The sequence below is a fragment of the Ruoffia sp. FAM 24228 genome, assembly GCF_045528575.1.
Taxonomy (GTDB): domain Bacteria; phylum Bacillota; class Bacilli; order Lactobacillales; family Aerococcaceae; genus Ruoffia; species Ruoffia halotolerans.
The window spans coordinates 21,717-43,514 of the sequence record NZ_JBGQQZ010000014.1 but is presented as its reverse complement, the minus strand read 5'-3'; the positions used below and the strand labels follow the sequence as shown (position 1 = coordinate 43,514).

Annotated in this window: 20 protein-coding genes; 1 reads left to right on the top strand and 19 read right to left on the bottom strand. The window is 37.0% G+C overall.

The features are described 5' to 3' along the window. From ACEN33_RS04025 to ACEN33_RS03935, 19 genes are all read right to left on the bottom strand, one after another. Nucleotides 1-348 (bottom strand): transposase (locus ACEN33_RS04025; RefSeq protein WP_407094629.1); only part of this gene is annotated, 348 nt, incomplete at its 3' end. A 64-nt stretch (nucleotides 349-412) separates the two neighbouring features. After that, nucleotides 413-1,669, bottom strand: coding sequence for an LL-diaminopimelate aminotransferase (locus ACEN33_RS04020; RefSeq protein WP_407089614.1), 1,257 nt, complete (start codon nucleotides 1,667-1,669; stop codon nucleotides 413-415). A 24-nt stretch (nucleotides 1,670-1,693) separates the two neighbouring features. Beyond that, complete coding sequence (locus ACEN33_RS04015) at nucleotides 1,694-1,969, bottom strand: chorismate mutase (RefSeq protein ID WP_407089613.1); 276 nt, start codon at nucleotides 1,967-1,969, stop codon at nucleotides 1,694-1,696. 10 nt (nucleotides 1,970-1,979) lie between these two features. Continuing rightward, nucleotides 1,980-3,467: an SLC13 family permease gene (locus ACEN33_RS04010; protein WP_407089612.1), complete on the bottom strand. Its 1,488-nt coding sequence runs from the start codon at nucleotides 3,465-3,467 to the stop codon at nucleotides 1,980-1,982. Nucleotides 3,468-3,812: 345 nt separating this feature from the next. Beyond that, nucleotides 3,813-4,763, bottom strand: coding sequence for a hypothetical protein (locus tag ACEN33_RS04005; RefSeq protein WP_407089611.1), 951 nt, complete (start codon nucleotides 4,761-4,763; stop codon nucleotides 3,813-3,815). Between the two features lie 138 nt (nucleotides 4,764-4,901). Then, nucleotides 4,902-6,782 (bottom strand): ABC transporter ATP-binding protein, encoded by a 1,881-nt coding sequence (locus tag ACEN33_RS04000; protein WP_407089610.1) that lies wholly within the window; start codon nucleotides 6,780-6,782, stop codon nucleotides 4,902-4,904. Beyond that, on the bottom strand, nucleotides 6,782-8,956 hold the full coding sequence (locus tag ACEN33_RS03995; RefSeq protein WP_407089609.1) for an ABC transporter ATP-binding protein: 2,175 nt from the start codon (nucleotides 8,954-8,956) through the stop codon (nucleotides 6,782-6,784). The genes ACEN33_RS04000 and ACEN33_RS03995 overlap by 1 nt, the downstream gene beginning before the upstream one ends. A 9-nt stretch (nucleotides 8,957-8,965) precedes the next feature. After that, nucleotides 8,966-9,418 (bottom strand): MarR family winged helix-turn-helix transcriptional regulator, encoded by a 453-nt coding sequence (locus tag ACEN33_RS03990; RefSeq protein WP_407089608.1) that lies wholly within the window; start codon nucleotides 9,416-9,418, stop codon nucleotides 8,966-8,968. A 159-nt stretch (nucleotides 9,419-9,577) separates the two neighbouring features. Then, nucleotides 9,578-10,414, bottom strand: a complete 837-nt coding sequence (locus tag ACEN33_RS03985; protein ID WP_407089607.1) for a pyruvate, water dikinase regulatory protein — start codon at nucleotides 10,412-10,414, stop codon at nucleotides 9,578-9,580. After that, entirely contained in the window at nucleotides 10,414-11,034 is a 621-nt protein-coding gene (locus ACEN33_RS03980) for a helix-turn-helix transcriptional regulator (RefSeq protein WP_407089606.1), read from the bottom strand. The genes ACEN33_RS03985 and ACEN33_RS03980 overlap by 1 nt, the downstream gene beginning before the upstream one ends. Before the next feature lie 35 nt (nucleotides 11,035-11,069). Continuing rightward, on the bottom strand, nucleotides 11,070-13,691 hold the full coding sequence (gene ppdK / locus ACEN33_RS03975; RefSeq protein ID WP_407094628.1) for a pyruvate, phosphate dikinase: 2,622 nt from the start codon (nucleotides 13,689-13,691) through the stop codon (nucleotides 11,070-11,072). Between the two features lie 146 nt (nucleotides 13,692-13,837). Beyond that, complete coding sequence (locus tag ACEN33_RS03970) at nucleotides 13,838-14,689, bottom strand: MurR/RpiR family transcriptional regulator (protein ID WP_407089604.1); 852 nt, start codon at nucleotides 14,687-14,689, stop codon at nucleotides 13,838-13,840. 26 nt (nucleotides 14,690-14,715) lie between these two features. Then, the gene (locus ACEN33_RS03965) at nucleotides 14,716-15,810 is read right to left on the bottom strand and encodes a DUF871 domain-containing protein (RefSeq protein ID WP_407089603.1); all 1,095 of its coding nucleotides are present in this window, start codon (nucleotides 15,808-15,810) and stop codon (nucleotides 14,716-14,718) included. Nucleotides 15,811-15,876: 66 nt separating this feature from the next. Next, on the bottom strand, nucleotides 15,877-17,226 hold the full coding sequence (locus ACEN33_RS03960) for a PTS sugar transporter subunit IIC (protein ID WP_407089602.1): 1,350 nt from the start codon (nucleotides 17,224-17,226) through the stop codon (nucleotides 15,877-15,879). Between the two features lie 12 nt (nucleotides 17,227-17,238). Then, a complete protein-coding gene (locus ACEN33_RS03955; protein WP_407089601.1) occupies nucleotides 17,239-17,556 on the bottom strand; it encodes a PTS sugar transporter subunit IIB in 318 nt (105 codons plus the stop codon). Between the two features lie 12 nt (nucleotides 17,557-17,568). Beyond that, on the bottom strand, nucleotides 17,569-17,886 hold the full coding sequence (locus ACEN33_RS03950; RefSeq protein WP_407094627.1) for a hypothetical protein: 318 nt from the start codon (nucleotides 17,884-17,886) through the stop codon (nucleotides 17,569-17,571). A gap of 25 nt (nucleotides 17,887-17,911) precedes the next feature. Continuing rightward, nucleotides 17,912-18,232 carry a PTS lactose/cellobiose transporter subunit IIA gene (locus tag ACEN33_RS03945; protein ID WP_407089599.1) on the bottom strand — a complete coding sequence of 107 codons (321 nt, stop codon included), beginning with the start codon at nucleotides 18,230-18,232 and terminating at the stop codon, nucleotides 17,912-17,914. Nucleotides 18,233-18,402: 170 nt separating this feature from the next. After that, on the bottom strand, nucleotides 18,403-19,542 hold the full coding sequence (anmK, locus tag ACEN33_RS03940; protein ID WP_407094626.1) for an anhydro-N-acetylmuramic acid kinase AnmK: 1,140 nt from the start codon (nucleotides 19,540-19,542) through the stop codon (nucleotides 18,403-18,405). A gap of 18 nt (nucleotides 19,543-19,560) precedes the next feature. Next, nucleotides 19,561-20,349 (bottom strand): hypothetical protein, encoded by a 789-nt coding sequence (locus ACEN33_RS03935; protein WP_407089597.1) that lies wholly within the window; start codon nucleotides 20,347-20,349, stop codon nucleotides 19,561-19,563. A gap of 163 nt (nucleotides 20,350-20,512) precedes the next feature. Here ACEN33_RS03935 and ACEN33_RS03930 point away from each other — a divergent pair, with 163 nt between their 5' ends. After that, a complete protein-coding gene (locus tag ACEN33_RS03930) occupies nucleotides 20,513-21,736 on the top strand; it encodes an NADH-dependent flavin oxidoreductase (protein ID WP_407094625.1) in 1,224 nt (407 codons plus the stop codon). Nucleotides 21,737-21,798: the final 62 nt, after the last annotated feature.

Sequence of the window (21,798 nt, the reverse complement as noted above, 5' to 3'; positions counted from 1 at the left end):
CACCTTTTCCTTGAAACGCCGATAAAGCGTCCGCATGGAACAGTCAATGGGTTTTTCTTTACGCCCGATAATGACATCGGGTGTCCAGCCCTGTGAGACTTTTTCTTTAATGTAGACTTGTTGGTCTGCAGGAAGGACACACTTACATCTACCACACCGTTGTTTGTTTTTCTTATATTGTTGGTAATACTCAATGGCGGTATGGCCCTCTTTTAAGAAGTTGATGACGTTATAAATAGGTGTTCTAGAACGTTTTAAACGACTGGCAATGGTCGAGACCGGAATATGTTGGTGGTAATATGATTCTATCATCACCAGTTCATCCGTGGTAAGATGGGTGTAGGTCATTTGTGGTCACTCCTTTGTATTCTTTGGTCGGAATTACAAGTTGAGTGTACCACAAATGGCTGTTTTAGTTGTCTAGCTTAATTTTACAATCGGCGTTATAATAAGTTTCGACGATTCTTTGAGTCGCTTCAACTGTATCTTCATATGTTCCAAAGGCAGTCAGTCGCATAAAGCCTTCACCATTAGCCCCATAGCCAGAACCTGGTGTGATGACAACTTGACTTTCCTGTAGTAATTCATCGAAATATTCCCAAGAAGATAAGTCTCTCGGTGATTTCAACCAAATATATGGCGCATTTACCCCACCATAATGTTCAATTTTTGCATCATTGAAAGCATCAACCATATGCTGAGCATTACGTTGATAATATACAATATTATCCTTCAACTCTTTTTTAACTTCCGGTTCGAAAGTCGCTAATGCCGCGCGTTGAATGATATATGAGGTACCGTTAAATTTCGTTGGTTGGCGACGCGTCCACATGGCATTCAATGATTGACCTTCAATCACAAGTTCTTTAGGTATGACAGTATAACCTATACGCATACCCGTGAAGCCCGCTGTCTTAGAAAAGCTACGCATTTCAATCGCACATTGCTTAGCCCCTTCACATTCATAGATGGAATGCGGGATATGATCATCTTGTATAAAGGATTCATAAGCCCCATCAAAAATTATGACACTTTCATGCTCAATCGCATAGTCAACCCATTCTTGCAGTTGATCCTTCGTCATAGCGACACCCGTGGGATTATTCGGTGAACAAATATATATCACATCTGGCTGCTCGCCTTCATCAAAATCTGGCACCGCTTGAAAGTGATTATCGACCGTCATCGGAATCGTTATTAATTCAGACCAACTTTGACTCATATCATCATAATGTCCTAAGCGTCCCGCCATAACATTACTATCAATATAAGTTGGATACGCCGGATCACCAATGGCAATCTTAGCTTCCAGACTAAATAACTCTTGAATGGCTCCTGCATCTGTCTTTGAACCATCTGATATAAATAAGTCATCTTCTGATAAATCAATATTCAATGTTTGATAACTATGCTCTATAATCGCTTGCTTAAGAAATGGATAGCCAGTACTTGGCCCATAGCCTTTGAAAGTTTCAGAATTCAATTGTTCTTGACCTGCTTGAGTCATTGCTTCATCCACTCCCCTTGGTAAAGGTTGAGTGACATCACCAATAGACAATTTGATAACTTCTGAGTCAGGATTGCCTTCTTTGAATGCTGAAACTTTCTCAGCAATATGATTAAATAAGTAATTCCCAGGTAAGCGATTAAAATTCGGATTTATTTTCATAAAACTGCTCCTTTATCCTATCTCTTACGACTTTCTTTTACTCATCCATTCTTGTTGATGACCTCTGGAAATGCGCATAATGTTCTCATATAAATCGGCTAACTCACCTTTTAAAGAATCAACTTCTAAGTAACTTTGTACTTTCTCGATAACGACCGCTTCACGGCCACTATCTAAGATTTCCATATTGTTCTCTAATTTAATTTCAGCTACTTCTTCAACCGTTTTCGTTCGTTCTTCAAATAAATTTACCAATTCGCGATCAATTCGGTCGATGGTTGCTCTTTGTTTTTCTAACATATTATTCCTCCTATGATAATTGACTTAAAAATACGCTTCCTAATGTATATCCTACCAATACCGCACTTGCGGCACTCCATAATAATAAGTAAAAACCATATAATAAAGCATCTTTAGCTGTGGTCCAACCAGATCCAATTGAGATAGCAATATAAGGCATTGCAGGTGGTGTCATGTATGCAAGTGACGCCATGAATCCAATTAAACTCGCAACTACAGCCACGTTAATTGGTAAATCTACTTGTGAACCTGCAATTGTTATAACAATAGTAGTAACAACCGACACAGTTACTAAGTTTGATGAGAAGTTTGTTTGGAAGCCTGCCCAAAGAATGAAAACTAATACCATTAATAATGGTGACAAGCCAACTAACAATGGTGTTAAGAATGATTCGATTAATGTAATCACACCCATATCAGGATTTGATAAGAAACTACCTAAAGTGAGTGTCGCGGCTACGATGAGTAAACTCGGCCAGAACACACCTTTAGAAATTCCCTCTTGTAACTTAACTAAGGGCTTCCCATCTACGTGAACTACTGCTAAAGCTAAAGAACCGATCATTGGTGGAAAGGCAATTCCCGCTGATTTTAGGAAGGCTGCCACTCCAGGTAAGATAAAGCCTAATACTTCTGGTAATAACCATAAAGCAACTACTCCACTAAAGATCGAAACGACTGCTTTTTCCTTTTTATCCGCTTTTGGTAAATCTGATAATGAAGCAATCTCACCCAGTTTTACGTTAGATAAATCCATTCGCCAAATCCACTTTAGAGAGACTAAAAGAATTAAGAAAATTGTTAAGCCTGCTGGCACTGCGAAACTCATATATTGACCATTCGTAATCGCCGTTCCGTAGGCCGTTTCATATAGCCCCATCGCAGTAATTGCGAACACGTGGTTAATAGGCGTCATCGCTGTTCCAATAGCTATTGAAGCATATAAGGCGACTAATAATTTCGAAGCTTGCTTATCCCCTTTTTCTAATCCGAATTGGGTCATAACCTCTTCATAGATTGGAAAGGCAATCATAAATAAGATCGTTGGTGAAACGAACGTACTGATTAATAACATCACCGATAGAAAAGCAAAAACAAATCTCCAAGGACTCACTTGAGCCCAAGCACTATTAATTGCCCATGCCGAAACACGCTTTAAAAATGATGTTTGTTCTAAGGCATGTGTCACTAAGAACGTAAAGAATAAAAAGACAAACGTTGTATTACCAAATGACTGCTGGAAAATTTGTCCATAAGTGACTTCAGGTAGAAAACCTAAACAAATTAAACATAAAATACTTGGCCAATCAATGGCAACAAACAGCCACAATACCAAGCTACTAGCAAAAATAGCTAGAACTGAAAAAGTAACGGTTGGAATATTGAATAAACCAATTTGCATCGTTGAATTCAAAACAGCTAGAGCTAATATAAGTAAACTAATGACGATTGAGATAATCTCACTAGTTTTAAATCCTTTTGAAATAGAATTTGACATTGTTTACACTCCCCTTTTTTATAACTTTTCAACAAAAAAACTGCTTAGCATAAACTAAGCAGTTCTCGAAACTGGCCATTTTAGGAGGTCCGCTTAATTTATACTCTAAGCGGCCAAGACACAACAATATCAAGCCTCCATAGATATGAACTTTCGTTATACGTTCATACTAGGTGGTATGAACGCTATCTAAAGTAGCTAAAATACATTGATTTTAATGTATGGGATGATTGTTGCATGTTCCTAACCTCATTTCTCTGTTTCAAACAGTATACCTGACTACTCACACGAAATCAACATCAAATTCTAATAATATTTTAATTTATATTGTTTTCATTATTTATTCTATGAAGCTACTCCCACTGGAACTTCATCAGGCACTTCAATACTTTCATTAAAGTTTTTGTCAGTGACATTATAATTAAATTCTACTTGCAATGACTCTGGCATGTCCGGATCAGGTTCAGATGCTGAAGCTTCTTCGAGTGTTTGAACATCCGAATCAACCATCACTTGAATCGCTGTAATAAAATAATCTTCATCCATTTCGACGGTAATTGTATAATTTAATCCATCAGCCAAAGCAATAGCTTGACCTTCATAATTTTCAATTTGATTACTAATCTCAACACCCGAATCCACTGTTTCTTGAGTCACAGTCATTCCTAACTCTTCTAAGGCTTCAAAGAATTCAATCCATTCTTCTTCTGTTTCGAAAGAGTTAATTGTGACAGTGTAGCCATTATCATTCTCTTCTACCGTCGTTTTCTCACTTAATAACTGATGCACCCTAGACGGAATATAATAACTACGAATTGATCCTTCGATGACTGATACAAGCATTTGATATTGAGTAGTAATTTGTTCCGCTGGCATACCGAGTACCGTAGTAAGGTCAGCAGTGACCCATTCACTTTCACCCTCTTTAGTAGAATCTTCTTCAAATGTGTACATTGTTTCATCGATGATATAATTTAGTAAGTGATATGTTTCATCCTTTGTCGACCCATCGTTATGTTCAGCGTTCATCGTTGCGTCTAAATCAAAACCTACTTCAAGTTCGGGCGCTATCTTGACTTGAAGTCTTCCATCAACAGTGTAGTCCATCTTTCCTTCAGGATAAATTAAATCCATATTACCTTCAAAGTCACCTTTAAAGGATTCAATTTCTTTCAATCCATTAATCACATTTAACAAGACATCATCTGGAGCAAGTTCTTGTGCTTTTGCCGGTAAGGGCCCCATAGTTAAGACAATTAATAGAGTAACAAGTATGACGTTTATTATTTTCTTCATTTGTAAACGCTCCTATCTTCTTTGATACTTATATTATAAGCTTTATATAAACTTAAGTTCAAATATATCGAAGTTTTTGCATATAAAAAAGACATGAACAACGATTTGTTCATGTCTTTTGCTTATTCAATATTGACTTTAATCATCAAATTCCTCAAACGGTGAACCACCTGAAGCGAATTGACTATTGTAAAGATCTGCATATTTGCCACCTCTAGCAATTAATTCGTCATGGTTCCCTTGTTCAACAATGTCTCCGTTTTCCATGTATAGAATTAAATCAGAGTTTTTAATCGTTGAAAGACGGTGAGCAATAACAAAACTTGTACGACCTTCTACAATACGGTCCATCGCTTGTTGGATGAGAATTTCAGTACGTGTATCAACTGAACTTGTCGCCTCATCAAGAATAAGAACTGGACGGTCTGATAATAAAGCTCTTGCAATCGTCACAAGTTGTTTTTGACCTTGAGAGATGTTTGAAGCTTCTTCGTTAATTTCAAAGTTATAGCCACCAGGCAAGTTCTTAACGAAATTATGGACATGAACAGCTTTTGCTGCTTCAATCACTTCTTCATCCGTGGCATCTAATCGACCGTAACGAATGTTTTCCATAATTGTTCCGTTAAATAACCAAGTATCCTGCAATACCATCGAAATTGAACGTTGGTAATTAGCACGACTATACGTTTTAACGTCAACACCATCTAAGTTTATTGATCCGTTATCAACATCATAGAAGCGCATTAACAGCTTAACCATTGTTGATTTACCAGCACCTGTCGGACCAACTAAGGCAACCTTTTGTCCGGCTTTTATATCGGCATTAAAGTCTGTAATGATGACTTGATCAGGATTATATCCAAATTGAACATGGTTAAATGATACATCACCGTGTACATTTTCAATATCTAAAGCATTACCTGTTGTTTGATCTTGTTCTTCTTCATCTAAGAATTCAAATACACGCTCTGCCGCTGCAACCATTGTTTGTAATAAAGTTACAATTTGAGCTAACTGAGTGATAGGTTGTGTAAATCGGTTAACGTATTGAGTGAAGGCTTGAATAACCCCGACACGAATCATACCAATAATTACAAGGTATGCCCCAACCATTACAACAGCAGCATAGCCAAAGTTTTGTAAGAAACGCATGAATGGGAACATGACACCTGAGTAGAACTGTGATTTCCACGCAGATTCTTCTAGTTTAGCATTATCTTTATAAAAGACATCAATAGCATTATCTTCTTGGTTAAATGCTCTAACTATATTTTGCCCTGAGAAGTTTTCTTCAATTTGTCCGTTAATTACACCAAGGGATACTTGTTGTTGACGGAAGTATTTTTGAGATACATTAATTAGTATACGAATTGTAATTAAACTAATTGGTACGACAATTAATACAACTAAAGCGAGTATCCAATTAATTGTAAACATAATAATCGCAATACCAAGCATTGTCATGATAGAGTTTAATAATTGAGCAAAACTCTGTGATAATGAAGCTCCAAGTGTATCGATATCGTTACTAATTCTTGATAAGACCTCACCATGTGAGTGAGATTCAAAGTATTTCATTGGCATATTATCAATCTTATCTAACATCTTTTTACGTAAACCGTAAGTGACATTCTCCGTAACACCTGTCATTACAAAACCTTGAACCCAGTTGAAAATTGAACTCACTACGTATAAGGCTAATACTGTTAATAAGATTCTACCGATAACATTAAATTCAATCGAACCTGTTCCTTGAACTTCAGCTAATACACCTTCAAATAATGTTGAAGTGGCTTTACCTAATTCACGAGGACCAATAATATTAAATAATACAGAGAGAATAGTCGTAAAAAAGACAAGTAATATTGCCCATTTAAAATTCAATACTTCTTTAAAGATTCGAAGTAAGCTATCTTTAAAGTTTTTTGGTTTTTCTACGGCGCCTTGACCACGGGGTCCAGCAACTTTTGGTTGATTTTGTACTTTTTCTTCTTGTTGAGTATCTTTATCTGCCATTATTCTCCCTCCCTCTCTTGTTTAAATTGTTCTTCATAATTATCTAATTCGGCTTGAGATAATTGAGATGTTGCGATTTCGCGGTAAACTTCGCTTGTTTCCATTAATTCTAAGTGATTACCTAATCCAACAACTTTACCTTCATCTAGAACAAGAATTTGCTCAGCATCAAGGATCGTACTAATACGTTGAGCAACAATTATCATTGAAGCATCCGAAACTTTTTCACTTAAAGCTTGACGTAGTGATGCATCGGTCTTGTAGTCTAAAGCAGAGAAACTGTCATCAAAGATGAACACTTTAGGTTGTTTTGCAATGGCACGAGCAATTGATAAACGTTGTTTTTGCCCACCAGACACATTACCTCCACCTTGTGAGATACGCTCTTTAAAGCCACGTTCTTTTTCTTCGATAAATTCAGTTGCATGAGCAATATCAGCCGATTCATGCATCACTTCATCAGAAAGTGAATCAACACCGTATCCAATATTGCTTTCAATGGTACCTGAGAATAGTACGGCTTTTTGCGGTACGTATCCGATGATATCACGGAGTTGTTTTTGACTAATATCTCTGATATCAACGCCATCAATCTTAATTGATCCTTCTGAAACATCATAGAATCTCATTAATAGATTTAAAATCGTTGATTTACCACTACCGGTACCTCCGATAATTGCTGTTGTCTTACCTGGTTCTGCAGTAAAGCTAATGTTATTAATTACATTATTATCTGCACCAGTAAATTTGTAACTGACGTTATCAAATTCTACGACACCTTTTGGTGATTCAATTACTTTTATGTCTTCTTTATCATTAATAGATAACGGTGTATCAAGTATTTCTTGGATACGTTCCCCAGAAACGATCGCACGCGGAATCATAATTGACATCATCGTTAACATAAAGAATGAGAAGATGACTTGCATTGTATAAGTGATAAATGCCATCATCTCACCTACTTGCATTAAGCCGTCACCAATACGGTGGCTACCTACCCAAATAATTAAGACTGAAATACCATTGGCAATCAGTAATAGGATTGGGTTCATTAATGCCATTGTACGACCAACAAAGATATAACTATTACGTAAATCTTGGTTCGCGCCATCGAAGCGCTCAGATTCTAAATCTTGTCGACCAAATGCACGAATAACTTGTAGCCCAGTTAAGATCTCTCTGGCAAACAAGTTCACTCTGTCAATTTGTTTTTGTAACACTTTAAATCTTGGTATAACAACACTCATAAGAATTCCCATAAGAACTCCGACAAGTGATAGGGCTAAAATCGTAATCCAAGACATTGAAATTTGTGATTGGAATACATAAATTAATGCCCCAATCGCTAACATTGGTGAGAATAACACAATTCTAAAGAATACTGTTACCACCATTTGTACTTGTTGCACGTCGTTTGTCCCACGTGTAATCAGTGAAGCCGTTGAGAATTTCTCCATCTCTTCATTAGAGAACTGAAGAACTTTTTCGTAAGATTTTGTTCTTAAAGTACTTCCGACTTTCGCACCAACGACTGCTGCTACATAAGCTGCAAGTGCTCCGCCACCGAATGCAACTAAGGCAATCAGTAACATTTGTCCACCTTGCGTTAAGACGTAGTTAATTTGAGTACTACTTAAGTCTCCTCCAGCTTCTTCAGTTGCTTCTAAAACTGATTGAATCGCTGTTGAATGCACCATCGCAGGTCCGAGTGTATTCATTTGTTCAACGTACTCATCACGCATACCAGATAAGTCCTTCACTTCTGAACTGTCACTTTCTTGAGCTGTCGCTGCTAATTCTTCTTCAGACATCCCTGAGATTGTTTGATACATAGCTAAAGGAACCTCAAAAGATTCACTTAAAGCTGTCATCATTTCTTCGTTTTCTTCAACGGAACTTTTAATTGTATAATTTCCGTTTCCATCTTGTGTATAATGCTCTTCAATTAATTCCTGTTTTTCAGGTAATAATAACATCTCGAATTCCGCCATTGAATCGGCTGTCATTTTTAATGGTACTGCTAATTCCACACCACTGTTTTGAATCCCAACGTCAACTAAGTTAGACGTATAAGTTGGTAACAAAAGCGTTGTGAATGCTTGTATAAAATGCGCAACAAGGGCAATAATAACCCATTTCCAATGAGGTTTTAAATGATTAATTAAATTTTTCATATAATATTACTATTCCTCACTTTCCTCTTTTATTTTATTTAAGACTTTTGTCAGTCGAGCTCCTGTATCGAGAAAGACACGGATCTCTTCTTCAGAAAACTCATCGAAAATAATTTTCATTGAGTTTTCCATATGTTGAATGGCTCGCTCATAATTTTCTTTTCCCTCATCTGATAATTTAAGAAAGATATTACGGCGATCATCTGGGTCATCTTCTTGAATCAGCCATTCTTTTTGAACCAAGCCTTTGACCGTTCTAGATATTGCTGGTGAAGATACGTTCATTAAAGTAGCTAATTCACGAGAGGTCAACATTTTATCTTCTTCTCGATGAGTTTTCCATACATGAAACAGTATCTTGAACTCGCTTTTTGACATCACTGATCGACCTTGAACTTCTGCAGCTCTAGAAAACATTTGCGACATGTTGTACATCTGATGCACTAAATGACGCTTTTTCACTATAACACCTCCTTAAATAACTTAACTTTGTTAATAGTTAACTTTGTTAATTATAAGCGAGTTATTAAATGAATTCAAGTAAACCATTCAAATAAATCTATGAATACGATTTCTTATCTAAAAATAAAAGAACCAGCTATAAATCGCTGGTTCTCGTGTTTATTTCTCAGTATCATTCAATTGATATTTCTTATATTCTTGTATAATATGTTCAGCCATTTCTTCGATCGATTGATTTTCTACGCTGACAATATGAGCATCAACTTTATCGAATAAATCGTTCGCAAACATTAGTTCAGTTTTCACACGTTCAAGACTTGAATAGGTCGCATTCTCATCAAGTCCAAGAAACTTTACTCTTCCTTTACGAATATCACTAATGTATTTAGGCGATGCTGATAAGCCAAATATCTTTTCTTTTGGAATTTCAAAAATTTCTCGTGGGATATTTGCTTCAGGAAAAATGGGTAGATTCGCAACTTTGTAGCCTTTATTAGCTAAATACATACTTAAAGGTGTCTTAGATGAACGAGAAATTCCTAAGATGACGATGTCAGCTAATTTAAAACCGCGTCGGTTCTTTCCGTCATCATATTTAACTGCAAATTCAATAGCTTGAATTCGCTTGAAGTATTGATCATCTAAATTATGTAAACTTCCACTCTGTTCACTCGGTTCTTTGTTAGTGATTATTGAGATATGCTGTATTAAATCATGAATCGGATTAAAGTAGAACAAGTCATTCTTTTGGGTAAATTCTTTTGTAAAATAATGTAAGTCTTCATTAACTAAGGTTGCAACGACTGTGGCATGATGCTTTAGTGCATCTTCTAAAATCTCAGTTAATTCTTCTAACGTATTAATAAATGGAAATCGTTTAACACTTGAATCAGTGAAAGTCGGAAACTGTGCCAGTGCGGCATTTGTTACCCTAATCGCTGTCTCTCCAACTGAATCTGATATAATATAAAATGTTTGGTGATATTTTTCTTGCACTAAGCATCCTCCTCTGAACTTAACTCAACGAGTAAATCAATTATATTCGTCTTAGACATCTTGCCAATAACCTGATCGTCTGAACTAATTACCGGTAAAGAATCAATCTGATGTTTGGAAATTAATTCCGCCGCTTTCAGCACCGTCATTTCTGATGTAACCGCAATGATGTTAGGCATTCTGGTCATGACAATTGCGACTGCAGTCTTTTCAGCTTGGCCTGCAAGCAAACTTCTTAGTAAGTCTTTTCTTGATACAACTCCGATGAGACTTTTCGACGATGAATCCACTACATAAAGTGAGCCAACATCATACATGAATAATGAAGTAATTGCATCATTTACCTTTGTGTCCGGGTAAACAATGACGGGTTGAATCATCACATCCGCCACTTTATACTGATTAAATTGCTCAAACAAAAGTGACTGAGGTTCAAGTCCTGAGTAGATATAACCGACTTTCGGTCTAGCATCCAGAACCCCGGTCATCGTTAATACAGCCAAGTCACTTCTCAACGTCGACTTCGCTAAACCAAGCTCTTCAGCAATAACATCACCACTTACCGGTTCTTTGCTTTTAACAATTTCAACAATTTGTTTCTGCCGTTGTGTGAAATTCATATTATTCCCTCACTTTACCATCTAAATATACCTGATTATTGATTTAATTTGATTGCACTTTGAGCTGCTGCCATTCGAGCGATCGGAATTCGGTAAGGTGAACAAGACACGTAAGAAAATCCTAATGACGCAAATAATTCTACTGATTTTGGGTTTCCTCCGTGCTCACCACAAATACCAAGTTTCATTGTTGAATTTACTTTCTTAATATTTTCAATCGCTATCTTCAGTAAAGCACCGACACCTTCTTCATCCACACGTTGGAATGGGTCATAGGTAAGTACACCTTCATTCACATACTGGTTTAAGAATTTCCCAGCATCGTCTCGTGAATAACCAAAGGCCATTTGTGTTAAATCATTTGTACCAAAACTACAGAAGTCACTGTGTTGCGCAATTTTGTCCGCAATTAAACTTGCTCTAGGTGTTTCAATCATCGCTCCAATTGTATACGGTACTTGAACTTGATGTTCTTCTAATATAGTTTCAATTCGCACTTGAATAATTTCTCTTAGGTAAGCCGTTTCACGCTCTGTACTTACTAATGGTATCATAATTTCAGGCTTAACGGCTATACCTTTACTATTTAACTCAATAGCTGCTAACATGATTGCTTCTGCTTGCATCAAATATAATCCTGGGTAAGTCATTGCTAAGCGGCAACCACGGTGTCCGAGCATTGGATTTAATTCTTTCAAACCTGTCAGCCTTTGCGAAATATCTTCAACTGAAACGTTTTGTTGGCTTGCAACAAGTTCAATATCTTGTTTAGAATTTGGTAGAAATTCATGTAAAGGCATATCCAGGAGACGTATTACCGTTGGTTTATCTTGAATCAATTCAAAAATCTCTCTAAAGTCACCTTGTTGATGGATTAAAATCGAGCCTATTGCATCTTTTCTTTCTTTATCACTGTTAGAAAGGATAAAGCGACGTAATTCTCTCAAAGGTTCTGGTTGAAAGAACATGTGCTCTGTTCTAACAAGTCCAATTCCTGTTGCCCCAAAGTCTAAGCCCGCTTGAATATCTAAAGGCGTTTCGGCATTCATACGCACTTTTACTGTCGCAATGTCATTTACCCAAGACATCACAGTATGGTAATTCTCATCTAAATCTGAATTTCGAGTTTGAATTGCTCCGACATAGAGTGATCCTGTGTCCCCATCGACTGAGATGATATCCCCTTCAACTAAACTACCACCAGGATAATGCAGGGACTTCTGCTCTTCATTAATCTCAAGTACATCACAACCTGCTACGCAACATTTTCCCATGCCTCGGGCAACAACGGCTGCATGAGAAGTCATCCCACCATGGTTTGTAACGATTGCCTCACTGACACTCATTCCTTCAATATCTTCAGGAGAAGTTTCGTGACGTACTAAGATGACAGGTTTACCTAGTGCCGACCATTCTTTTGCTGTTACAGCGTCAAATACTACATGTCCCATCGTTGCGCCTGGACTCGCTGGCAGACCATTGTCTGTCACTAATTCAGCTTGAGCTAAATCTTTCTCATCAAAAGTCGGGTGTAATAATTGATTAATCGATTCTGGATCAATCGTTAATAATGCTTCCTCTTTAGTTAAGATGCCTTCATTAACAAAATCGACGGCGATTTTGAATGCTGACTTTGCTCCTCTTTTTCCATTACGAGTTTGCAGTAGATGTAGCTTTCGGTCTTCGATTGTAAATTCCACATCTTGCATGTCTTTATAGTGCTGTTCTAATTTATTAGTCATGTCTAGTAATTCAGTATAGATTTCAGGCATACTTTCATTTAAACGGTTAATAGAGATGGGTGTGCGAATTCCAGCCACTACATCTTCACCTTGAGCATTCAATAGGAATTCGCCATATAATTGGTCTTCTCCTGTTGATGGGTTTCTTGTGAAAAGAACACCCGTACCACTTTCTTTGTTCTTGTTACCGAATACCATCTCTTGAATTGTTACTGCTGTTCCAATTGAATCTGGAATATTATTTAATTTTCGGTAAATTTTGGCTCGATCATTATTCCATGATTTAAACACCGCTTCAACCGCACCCATAATTTGTGCTTTGACATCTTGGGGGAATGCTTTACCAGCAAGATTTATATAGATTTCTTTATACTGCGAAATCATATCTTTTAGATCATCAGCTGTTAATTCGAAATCTTGGCTATAACGTTTATTTCTTTTAACTTGATTTAAAATATTATCAAAGTGTTTCATATCAATACCATACACAACATTCCCATACATTTGCAGAAGTCGACGATAACAATCATAAGCAAAGCGTTCATCTTGTGTGATTTGTGCAAAGCAAGCAACATTTGCATCATTCAAGCCTACATTCAATATTGTATCCATCATTCCTGGCATTGAAATCGTCGCACCACTTCTAACTGAAACTAAGAGTATATTTTCTGTGTCAGAAAATCCTTTCTTTGAACTTTCCTCCAAGCGAATTAATGCAGCATTTATCTCTGATTGTGTCATTGAATCCAATTCCTCACCATGTTCCAAATAATCGATACATGTTGCCGTCGTTATGACAAAGCCTTTAGGTACTGGTAAACCTAAGCGCGTCATCTCAGCTAAGTTACTCCCTTTACCACCTAATAACTCTTTCATCTCTAGGCTTCCTTCATTAAAATCGTATACATGTTGCATAATCTATGCCTCCTAAATTATTTAATGCGTCATAAATACAATTATATAATACGCATTATATAAAAGACATATGATGATTGATTGCAACATATATATTGTTTCGCATAAAGAAACAGCCTATGCTCAAAGCATAGGCTGTTAAACAATTAGTCATTGTAATCTTTAATCGCTTTACGTGAAAGCAAAATTCGATCAATCGCATCTTCATAATGTTTTGATGCATAAGTGTGAAATAATATATCCACGACATAAAACTGTACATGCAGAGAAGCAGTCGCCGCGCTACGATATAATTGTTCATTCGCTCTAACATGGCGTAACGTTACGTCGGCTTCTTCAGATAAACTATTCTTTCCAAACTGTGTAATCGCCATCGTCTGACAACCTGCTTTATTTGCAAGTTGCATTAACTTTATCACTTCTTTTGTTTCACCCGAGTTAGATATACCCACGAAAAGAGCCTTTTGTTGGTTCCCTGTTATGAGAGTAATCATCACATGTGCATCTTTTTCAACAATCGCTATCTTGCCAATACGGCGCCACTTTTGGGCAAAGTTTTCTGCCACGAGGTGAGAAGATCCCACCCCATATACATAAATAACATCTGCCTCTTCAATTTGCTGAATGGAAGCATTGACTTCTTCTTCTTTAATTAATGATGTTGTATCAACTAAAGATTGATGCGCATTTCCCAATAATTTTTCTTTAATTTCATAAAAATTCTCATCCTCACTTATATCAGAGTAACCTGAATCGGTTAATTTTGATAATTCGCTGGAAATCATTAGTTTCAACTGGGTATATCCATCAATATCTAAGCGTCTACAAAAACGAACCACGGTTGGAGCACTGGCACCCGCTTTTTCTCCCAACTGCTTAGCTGAAAGATAGATTGTGTCTTCTGGTGCATCTATAATTGCTTGAGCAATCTTCTTTTCCGCCTTAGGTAAACTCTCTTTGATTGATTTTATCAAGCCAATAATATTTGTCTCAGCCAAACAATCCTCACCACTTTTCTATAATATTAACGATTTACTTGAAGTTTAAATTTTTGCCAAGGTTTTATATCATCTAAGATAAACATTTCCTCTTCTCTTACTCTTCCTACAACATTACTCTTACCGCTGTTTTTCATATCCTTGAGGGCAATTTGTAATTCTCCAGCATAATGTCCGTACTCACTACTTTCAATAATGACATCACCTCGTCGGATGACTTCTACTGGATTTATGACATCAAACTGGTGTCCTTTGTATTTTACTCGGCTTTGGGTAGAGCGAATCATATTTTCACTGATATCGCCTCGGTTAAAGTGCAATGTATCGAATAAAATAGCTGTCTCAGTTTCAGGTAAATTCTCAATTGGATCAACGTTAAATACCGGCATTGTTAGATCTAATTCTTTTACTTTTTGTAATTCGTCCTCTGTTGGGAAGCAGTTAGATATAATTATATCATCGATGAGGTTTAATGTAATATAATGTTTTAATTGAACATCTAAAGGTAATTCCCGATGAATCTCTAATGTTGGCAGACCATCCGTGACTGGCCAAGGTCCATATGTATCTTTATTCTGACTTGTAATAAAGGCTGCCGTTCTTAACCCATATTGGCTAAATCGCTTTGTACATGCTTTGAAGAAATCGATTCCTAAACCACTATAACGGTGTGGATAAAAGTTATGACAAGCGATTAAATTATATTGGTTAGGTTGATAGTCCATGATGGTATCAATCGTATGTACATTATTACTCATATTAATCTCAATCAGCAAATCTTGCTCATTAAAAGTCATTAAAGCCTCTTCACTTCCGGTGAAGCCCATGTCTAAACGCAAGCCATCGGCTCCAATCTCTTTAAAGAATGATAAATCATCATAACTTATGTTTAACTTCTCAAAGATACGAGGGGCCACATCAACAATAATTTCAAAGCCAAGGTCTTTAGCATACTGATTCACTTCTATAAATTCAGATATGATTTGATCTTTGTTACCATCAGCTGATAGAAGACATGAAAAGATTCGACTGAAGCCACTTTCTGAAGCGGCTTTAATATATTCTTTGATACGTTGACTGTCATCTTTTTCTGGATAAATTGATATTCCTAGTTTTCTCATAATTACCTACCTTTTTACTTAATAAACGCCCTAGATTAATAGGACGTTTGAATGTGTGATGATATTTTATTCTGCGCTTGTATCTTGTTGTTCTTCGGCTAATAATTGGTTGTCATAAGTACGAACAAATGGATAATAAATTAAGACAGCGATGAGTGTTAAGACAATATTTAGTACTGCTGCTCTCCAGTCATTCCCCATAGAAAGGAAGGCTCCTATTGGGCCAGGTAACGTCCACGGTGCACTTGCGACTGTTCGACTGACAAATCCCCATTCTGTTGCGTACCAGGCAATTACAGCATTCACCATTGGAGCAACCGTGAATGGAATCATTAATGTTGGGTTCAAGACAACTGGTGCCCCGAAGATTAATGGCTCGTTAATATTAAAGATTGCTGGAACTAACGCTGTTTTACCTAAGGTTTTCCCATAAGTAGATTTAGTTGCGAACGCAAGTAATAATGCAAGACCAATCGTTGCTCCTGCACCACCGATATAGATAAACCATTGATAAAATGGCTCTGGAGCTGTATTCTGAATGGCTTCACCCGCAGCTAATGCGGTTGTATTTTGCTCTAAAAGGACTAACCATAAAGGTCGAGCTAAAGATCCAACAATGGATGCACCGTGAATACCAAAGATCCAGAAGAAATTCGTTAAGAACGTTAATAGTAATACCGAACCTAATGAGTCAGAAGCTGAAATAAGTGGTTCCATAAATGTTGCAATAATTCCGTGAACATCTATTTCCATCCACATTGTAATCGCTGATACGACAATTAGAATAATAGCAGTTGGCGTTAGGGCTTCAAATGAACGTGCCACTGAAGCAGGAACTTGTTCTGGCATAGAAATCTTGAAACCACTACGTTGAGTAAATCGATATACTTCAACGGCGAAGAAGGCACTCAGTATCCCGATAAACATCCCACCGGATCCAAGATTTGCCATTGGAATATTAAAGCCAGCTGGAATTTGTTCTAAATAAGTTGCCAATTCAGGATTCTGTGTAGCTAATTCAGTCACGCCATCAGTGACTGCAGGAATCATCACCGGGATGACAGTTAATAGATAAGCTAATTCTGCTAAAATCCCGCCTGATAAACCATCTAAATCGTAAGATTTTGCTAAAGAATACCCAATACCAAAGACAGCGTATAAGGTCATAATGTACATTGACATTCTATAAGGTAATAGAATCTTGAATTGACTCTCCATAATCCAATTTGAAATACCCCATGATTCAGGTAATGAGTTTGGTAAAAAGGCAATAACCATAAACATAGAAGCAACAATAATGATCGGTAATGTCGCAACAATACCATCACGAATGGCTCTTAAGTGACGTTGCTCACCTAATTTTGCCATCGGTGTCGAAAGATGTGAATCAATCCAATTCGCTATGTTTTCAAACATTTTTTATCCTCCTTAGTTGAATAAATCACTGGCTTCATTTTTAATTTGCTCTAATAAAAATTTCCCACCGATGGGTGAATAACCTTTAGGTGCAATTAATAAGATTGGCACATTGGCTTTGTCAGCATCTGCTTTAAACGTATCAAATCTGTGACGCACTTGCGGTGCTACTAATGCTAAATCATACTCTCTTCCTACTTCATCAGAAAAGGCAGAAGTACTTATTTCATTTACTTCAAAATCCAATCCATCTTTTTGAGCTGCTTCTTTTAACGACTTCGCAGCAATGGCACTCGACATTCCACCGGCACAAACTAATAATATTTTCATTCTAATTCCTCCTTAAAATAAGACAGCAGCATAATAAATTCCAAATAACATGACAAAAGCTAAGACTGAAAACACGCCCCCTAACCAAAGAAAAGCTTTACCTAATTTCTTTTTGTTTTGAATTTTTTCTTGGATAAAACCTATACCATAACCAATGACTAGACTTAATAGTGTAATTACTACTAAAAGCATATTTCTTGGAATGTATTCAATAATAGTCATTCCAATGGTAAATGTTATAAATATATACAACATCAGTAAAAAGGCATTTTTGAAACTGAGTGTTGGAACTTGCGTTCTTGCTTTTGTTTCTGATCTGTTTTTAGCCATCATCATCACCTTTCACCTTTTATGCTTAACTTAATTTCTTCTCCAACTCATTCAATCGTTTATTCTGTCTAATGAGTATATTCGCTAAATCCCTTACTTCCATCGCAGTCATCAAGTGATCTTGGGCATGGACGAATAAAACTGAAACCGTAATATGGTTTCCATTCACTTCATCCGTAATAATGCTTGTTTGTACTTTATGTGCTTTTTTCAAAAACTCATTCGCCTCAACAAGTAATTCCTCGGCTTTCTCGTACTCCCCTTTTTCTGACGCTTCGATTGCTTCATAGGCTAATGACTTCGCATTGCCTCCATTAGAAATAATCTCGAAAATAATTTCTTCCATTTCATCGCTCCTGTCTCATTTTTAATGAATACGTTTTCACACATTGATAATAACATACATTTACTTAAATTGAAATATCATTTCGTGTATTTTAAAAATAAATGAAATTTTCTTCAATAATCAGCAAAAAAACTCAACAAGATTTTGAGCTTGTTGAGCTATTATAATATTTAAGGTGCGTATTGAATTTTACCTAAGATGGCTGGTTTTGAAGCGCCAGTGGCACTTGGGACATTTGACGGTTGTTTATGAAGAGTTTCGTTGGCTAATATAACAAACGCAATCGCTTCTTTCGCATCTGAATTGAACCCAATATCCTCCTGAACTAAAATAGACACTTCTGGCATTAATTCTGACAAGTACTTTCTTATGGCTTTATTATGACTTCCCCCACCAGAAATGATTAATTCATCGAGAGTATGTATTTTCTCTACGTATTCGTAGTAGTGATAACTGATGCAATACGCTGTGAACCAAGTTAGTGTCGCCACGACATCTTCTGCTTTACTTGATTTATATCTTTTTAATATAGGCGCCACATAATCATCGCCAAACATTTCTCGACCTGTTGATTTTGGAATGGGTAACTTTAAATATGGATGACCTTTCAATTCAGCTTGGAGTTGAGGAATGAATTCACCACTCAAGGCTGATTCTCCCCCATTATCATAGTTTTTCTGAAAATAATGGTTCATTGCCGAGTCAATCATCATATTTGCTGGTCCTGTATCAAATGCTACAATATCGTTGGAATCCATTGTATTTGGGACGATTGTAATATTTCCTATGCCACCAAGATTTTGTAAACCTCTGGATTTATTCTTATCTGCGTACACTACGTACTCAGAATATGGAACTAAAGGGGCTCCTTGCCCACCTAATGCAACATCGATCACGCGAAAATCACTAATCACTGTACAGCCACAACGTGCTGCGATGACGCCACTTTCACCCAATTGCATTGTATTTGCAACGTATTCATTATTAGGAAAAGGATGGTGGTAAATTGTTTGACCGTGACTGGCAACAAAGTCCAACTCAGTTGTTTCGATCCTAGCTTTTTGACAAATTTGTTTAACTCCATCAGCAAACAATTCACCTAATTCAAAGTTTAGCGATGACAAATCGGCTGGTCGAATGAACTCATTTGCAGCACATTGACGAACTTTTTCTTGAATTGCTTGAGGTAAATCATACGTATCAAATTCAATTAAACGCACACTCGTATCCGTTCCGGAGCCTAATATTTCACATAAGGCGACATCAATTCCGTCTAAAGATGTCCCCGACATAATTCCAACTGAAAGCATAAACGACCTCCTCTTTATTTATTGCGCAGGTTCAAAGACTTGATTATCCACTTGCGAAACAAGCATTAAATATATGAATCCTGAAAAACTATAGGCCATTAAATCTTCAAAAGTAGCTGTTGAGTCACCCACAACTTGCCCATCTTGAATAATTAATAAACCACCTTCGCCAATATTTGTTGACTCTTTTGGATAGCCTACTCCGTACGCATACTCACCGTCTACTTTTATTTGTCCAAACCCATTTAATTCAAAATTTTCAACCTCTACCAATTCATCCACACTTGCATTGTCAGATACTAGAGCTGAATGGTCAGTAGTTGAAACTAATCCGTCTGCCATAAAGGCAAGTGATAAAGTAGTAATCCCCGTATAAATTAAATTCTCATTCACAAAATAAAAATCAACTTGAGCCCAGTCTTCAATACCGGTGGTCGGATTTAAATCCCCTTCTTCAGCCCGATAAATAAAACTAATCGTTGCAGTTCCATCTTCTGCCGATTCCTCAGCAACTTCAATATCCTCATCTGGATTATATGTTTCAAGAACTTGAGTGTAAGATGTTCCTGGATCCATTGTTTCTAAATCTGCTAATTGATACTCTTCGATAGCAGTTTGATAATCTTCCCAAGCTTGATCTAACATTTTATTCTCCTGAGCTGTGTCTTCAAACAATGTGAGTGCCCAATCAGGTATCATTTCAAAGTCTGTGCTTGTTGTTTCTGATGTTGCATGAACATGATTTATTAGGGGACCAAACATCGTGAATAGAAGTAACATGACTAAACTTTTTTTCATATTTTTCATTTTTATTTCCACCCTTCCATATAAAGCAGCAACCTATCTTGTTTTATTATACTGAAATCCCTTTCATAGTGGTACTAATATGAGTTATTGTGTAAGCGTGTGAGTGGTCGCTTTATTATCTCTATGATACAATTGATATAATATAAATTAATAGGAGGATCTAATGTCTAACCAAATTAACAAAAAATATGCCCCTCTTTTCGAACCCTTGCGTTTACCTAATGGAATCGAGATTGCAAACCGTTTCTCATTAAACCCATTAACAACGAACGCATCTTCTCGAGAAGGTTATGTAACTGAAGAAGTAACGCTCTATGCAGAAAGACGAAGTAAATCTGCGCCCCTACAAATAACTACTGCTGCATATATCGAAGATTATGCACAATTGTTCGAGTTTGGACCGAGTGTTCGTGACGACAGTTATATCTATGGTTTATCTAAATGGGCCGAAGCTATGAAAAAAGATGGTGCGAAAGCCATACTACAATTAACTCATGCCGGTCGTTTTGCGAAAGTAACTTTGCGCGATTACGGCGTAGTATATGGTCCAAGCCAAATGAGTTTAAAAACTCCGATTGAACACGAAGTTTTACCTATGTCTAAAAGAAAAATTAACCACGTGATTCAACAATATGCTGACGCGACACGCCGTGCCATTGAAGCTGGATTTGACGGAGTTGAAATTTCGAATGCTCAACGCCTATTACCACAACAGTTCTTCTCACCTTTCTCAAATGAACGCGATGACGAATACGGTTCTCAAACATTGGAAAATCGTGCACGTTTCGGTGTTGAAGTGATGAAAGCTGTTCAAGGTGCTATTGATGAGTCAGGTGTTGAAAACTTTATTCTTGGCTTTAGAGGAACACCTGAGGAAACGCGTGGATCTGAAGTTGGCTATACTGTAGATGAGTTTAATCAATATTTTGATTGGCTATTAGAAGTGTCAGATATTCAATACTATGCGATTGCTAGCTGGGGGCGCGACATTTATAAAGCAACTGCCCGCGCTGGAAAACACGAAGGCGAATTAGTTAACAAAGCAGTTTATGATCATATTAATGGACGTGTTCCAGTCATAGCAACAGGTGGGATAAATGACCCCGATAAAGCACTAGAAGCTTTAGAAAATGCTGACATGATCGGAATGTCATCTGTGTTTGTTACTGAACCAGATTTTGTTCAAAAATTGGAAATTGGTAAAGAAGGTGACATCAGACTTGGCTTTGAATTAGATGAGCTGGCTGATTTAGCGATTCCGAGACGCGCTTTCAAAGATTTAATCGAATTTATGGACTTCGGTGGATCGTTACCTCAAGAAACGCGCGATGAATTCCGTAAACTGACTCAACAAGACGACACAAGTTACTTTAAAGAGTTTAAATAGCAAAAAACGACTCAATCCTATGCGGTTGAGTCGTTTTTTTGGTTTAGGTAGGAAATTTAATG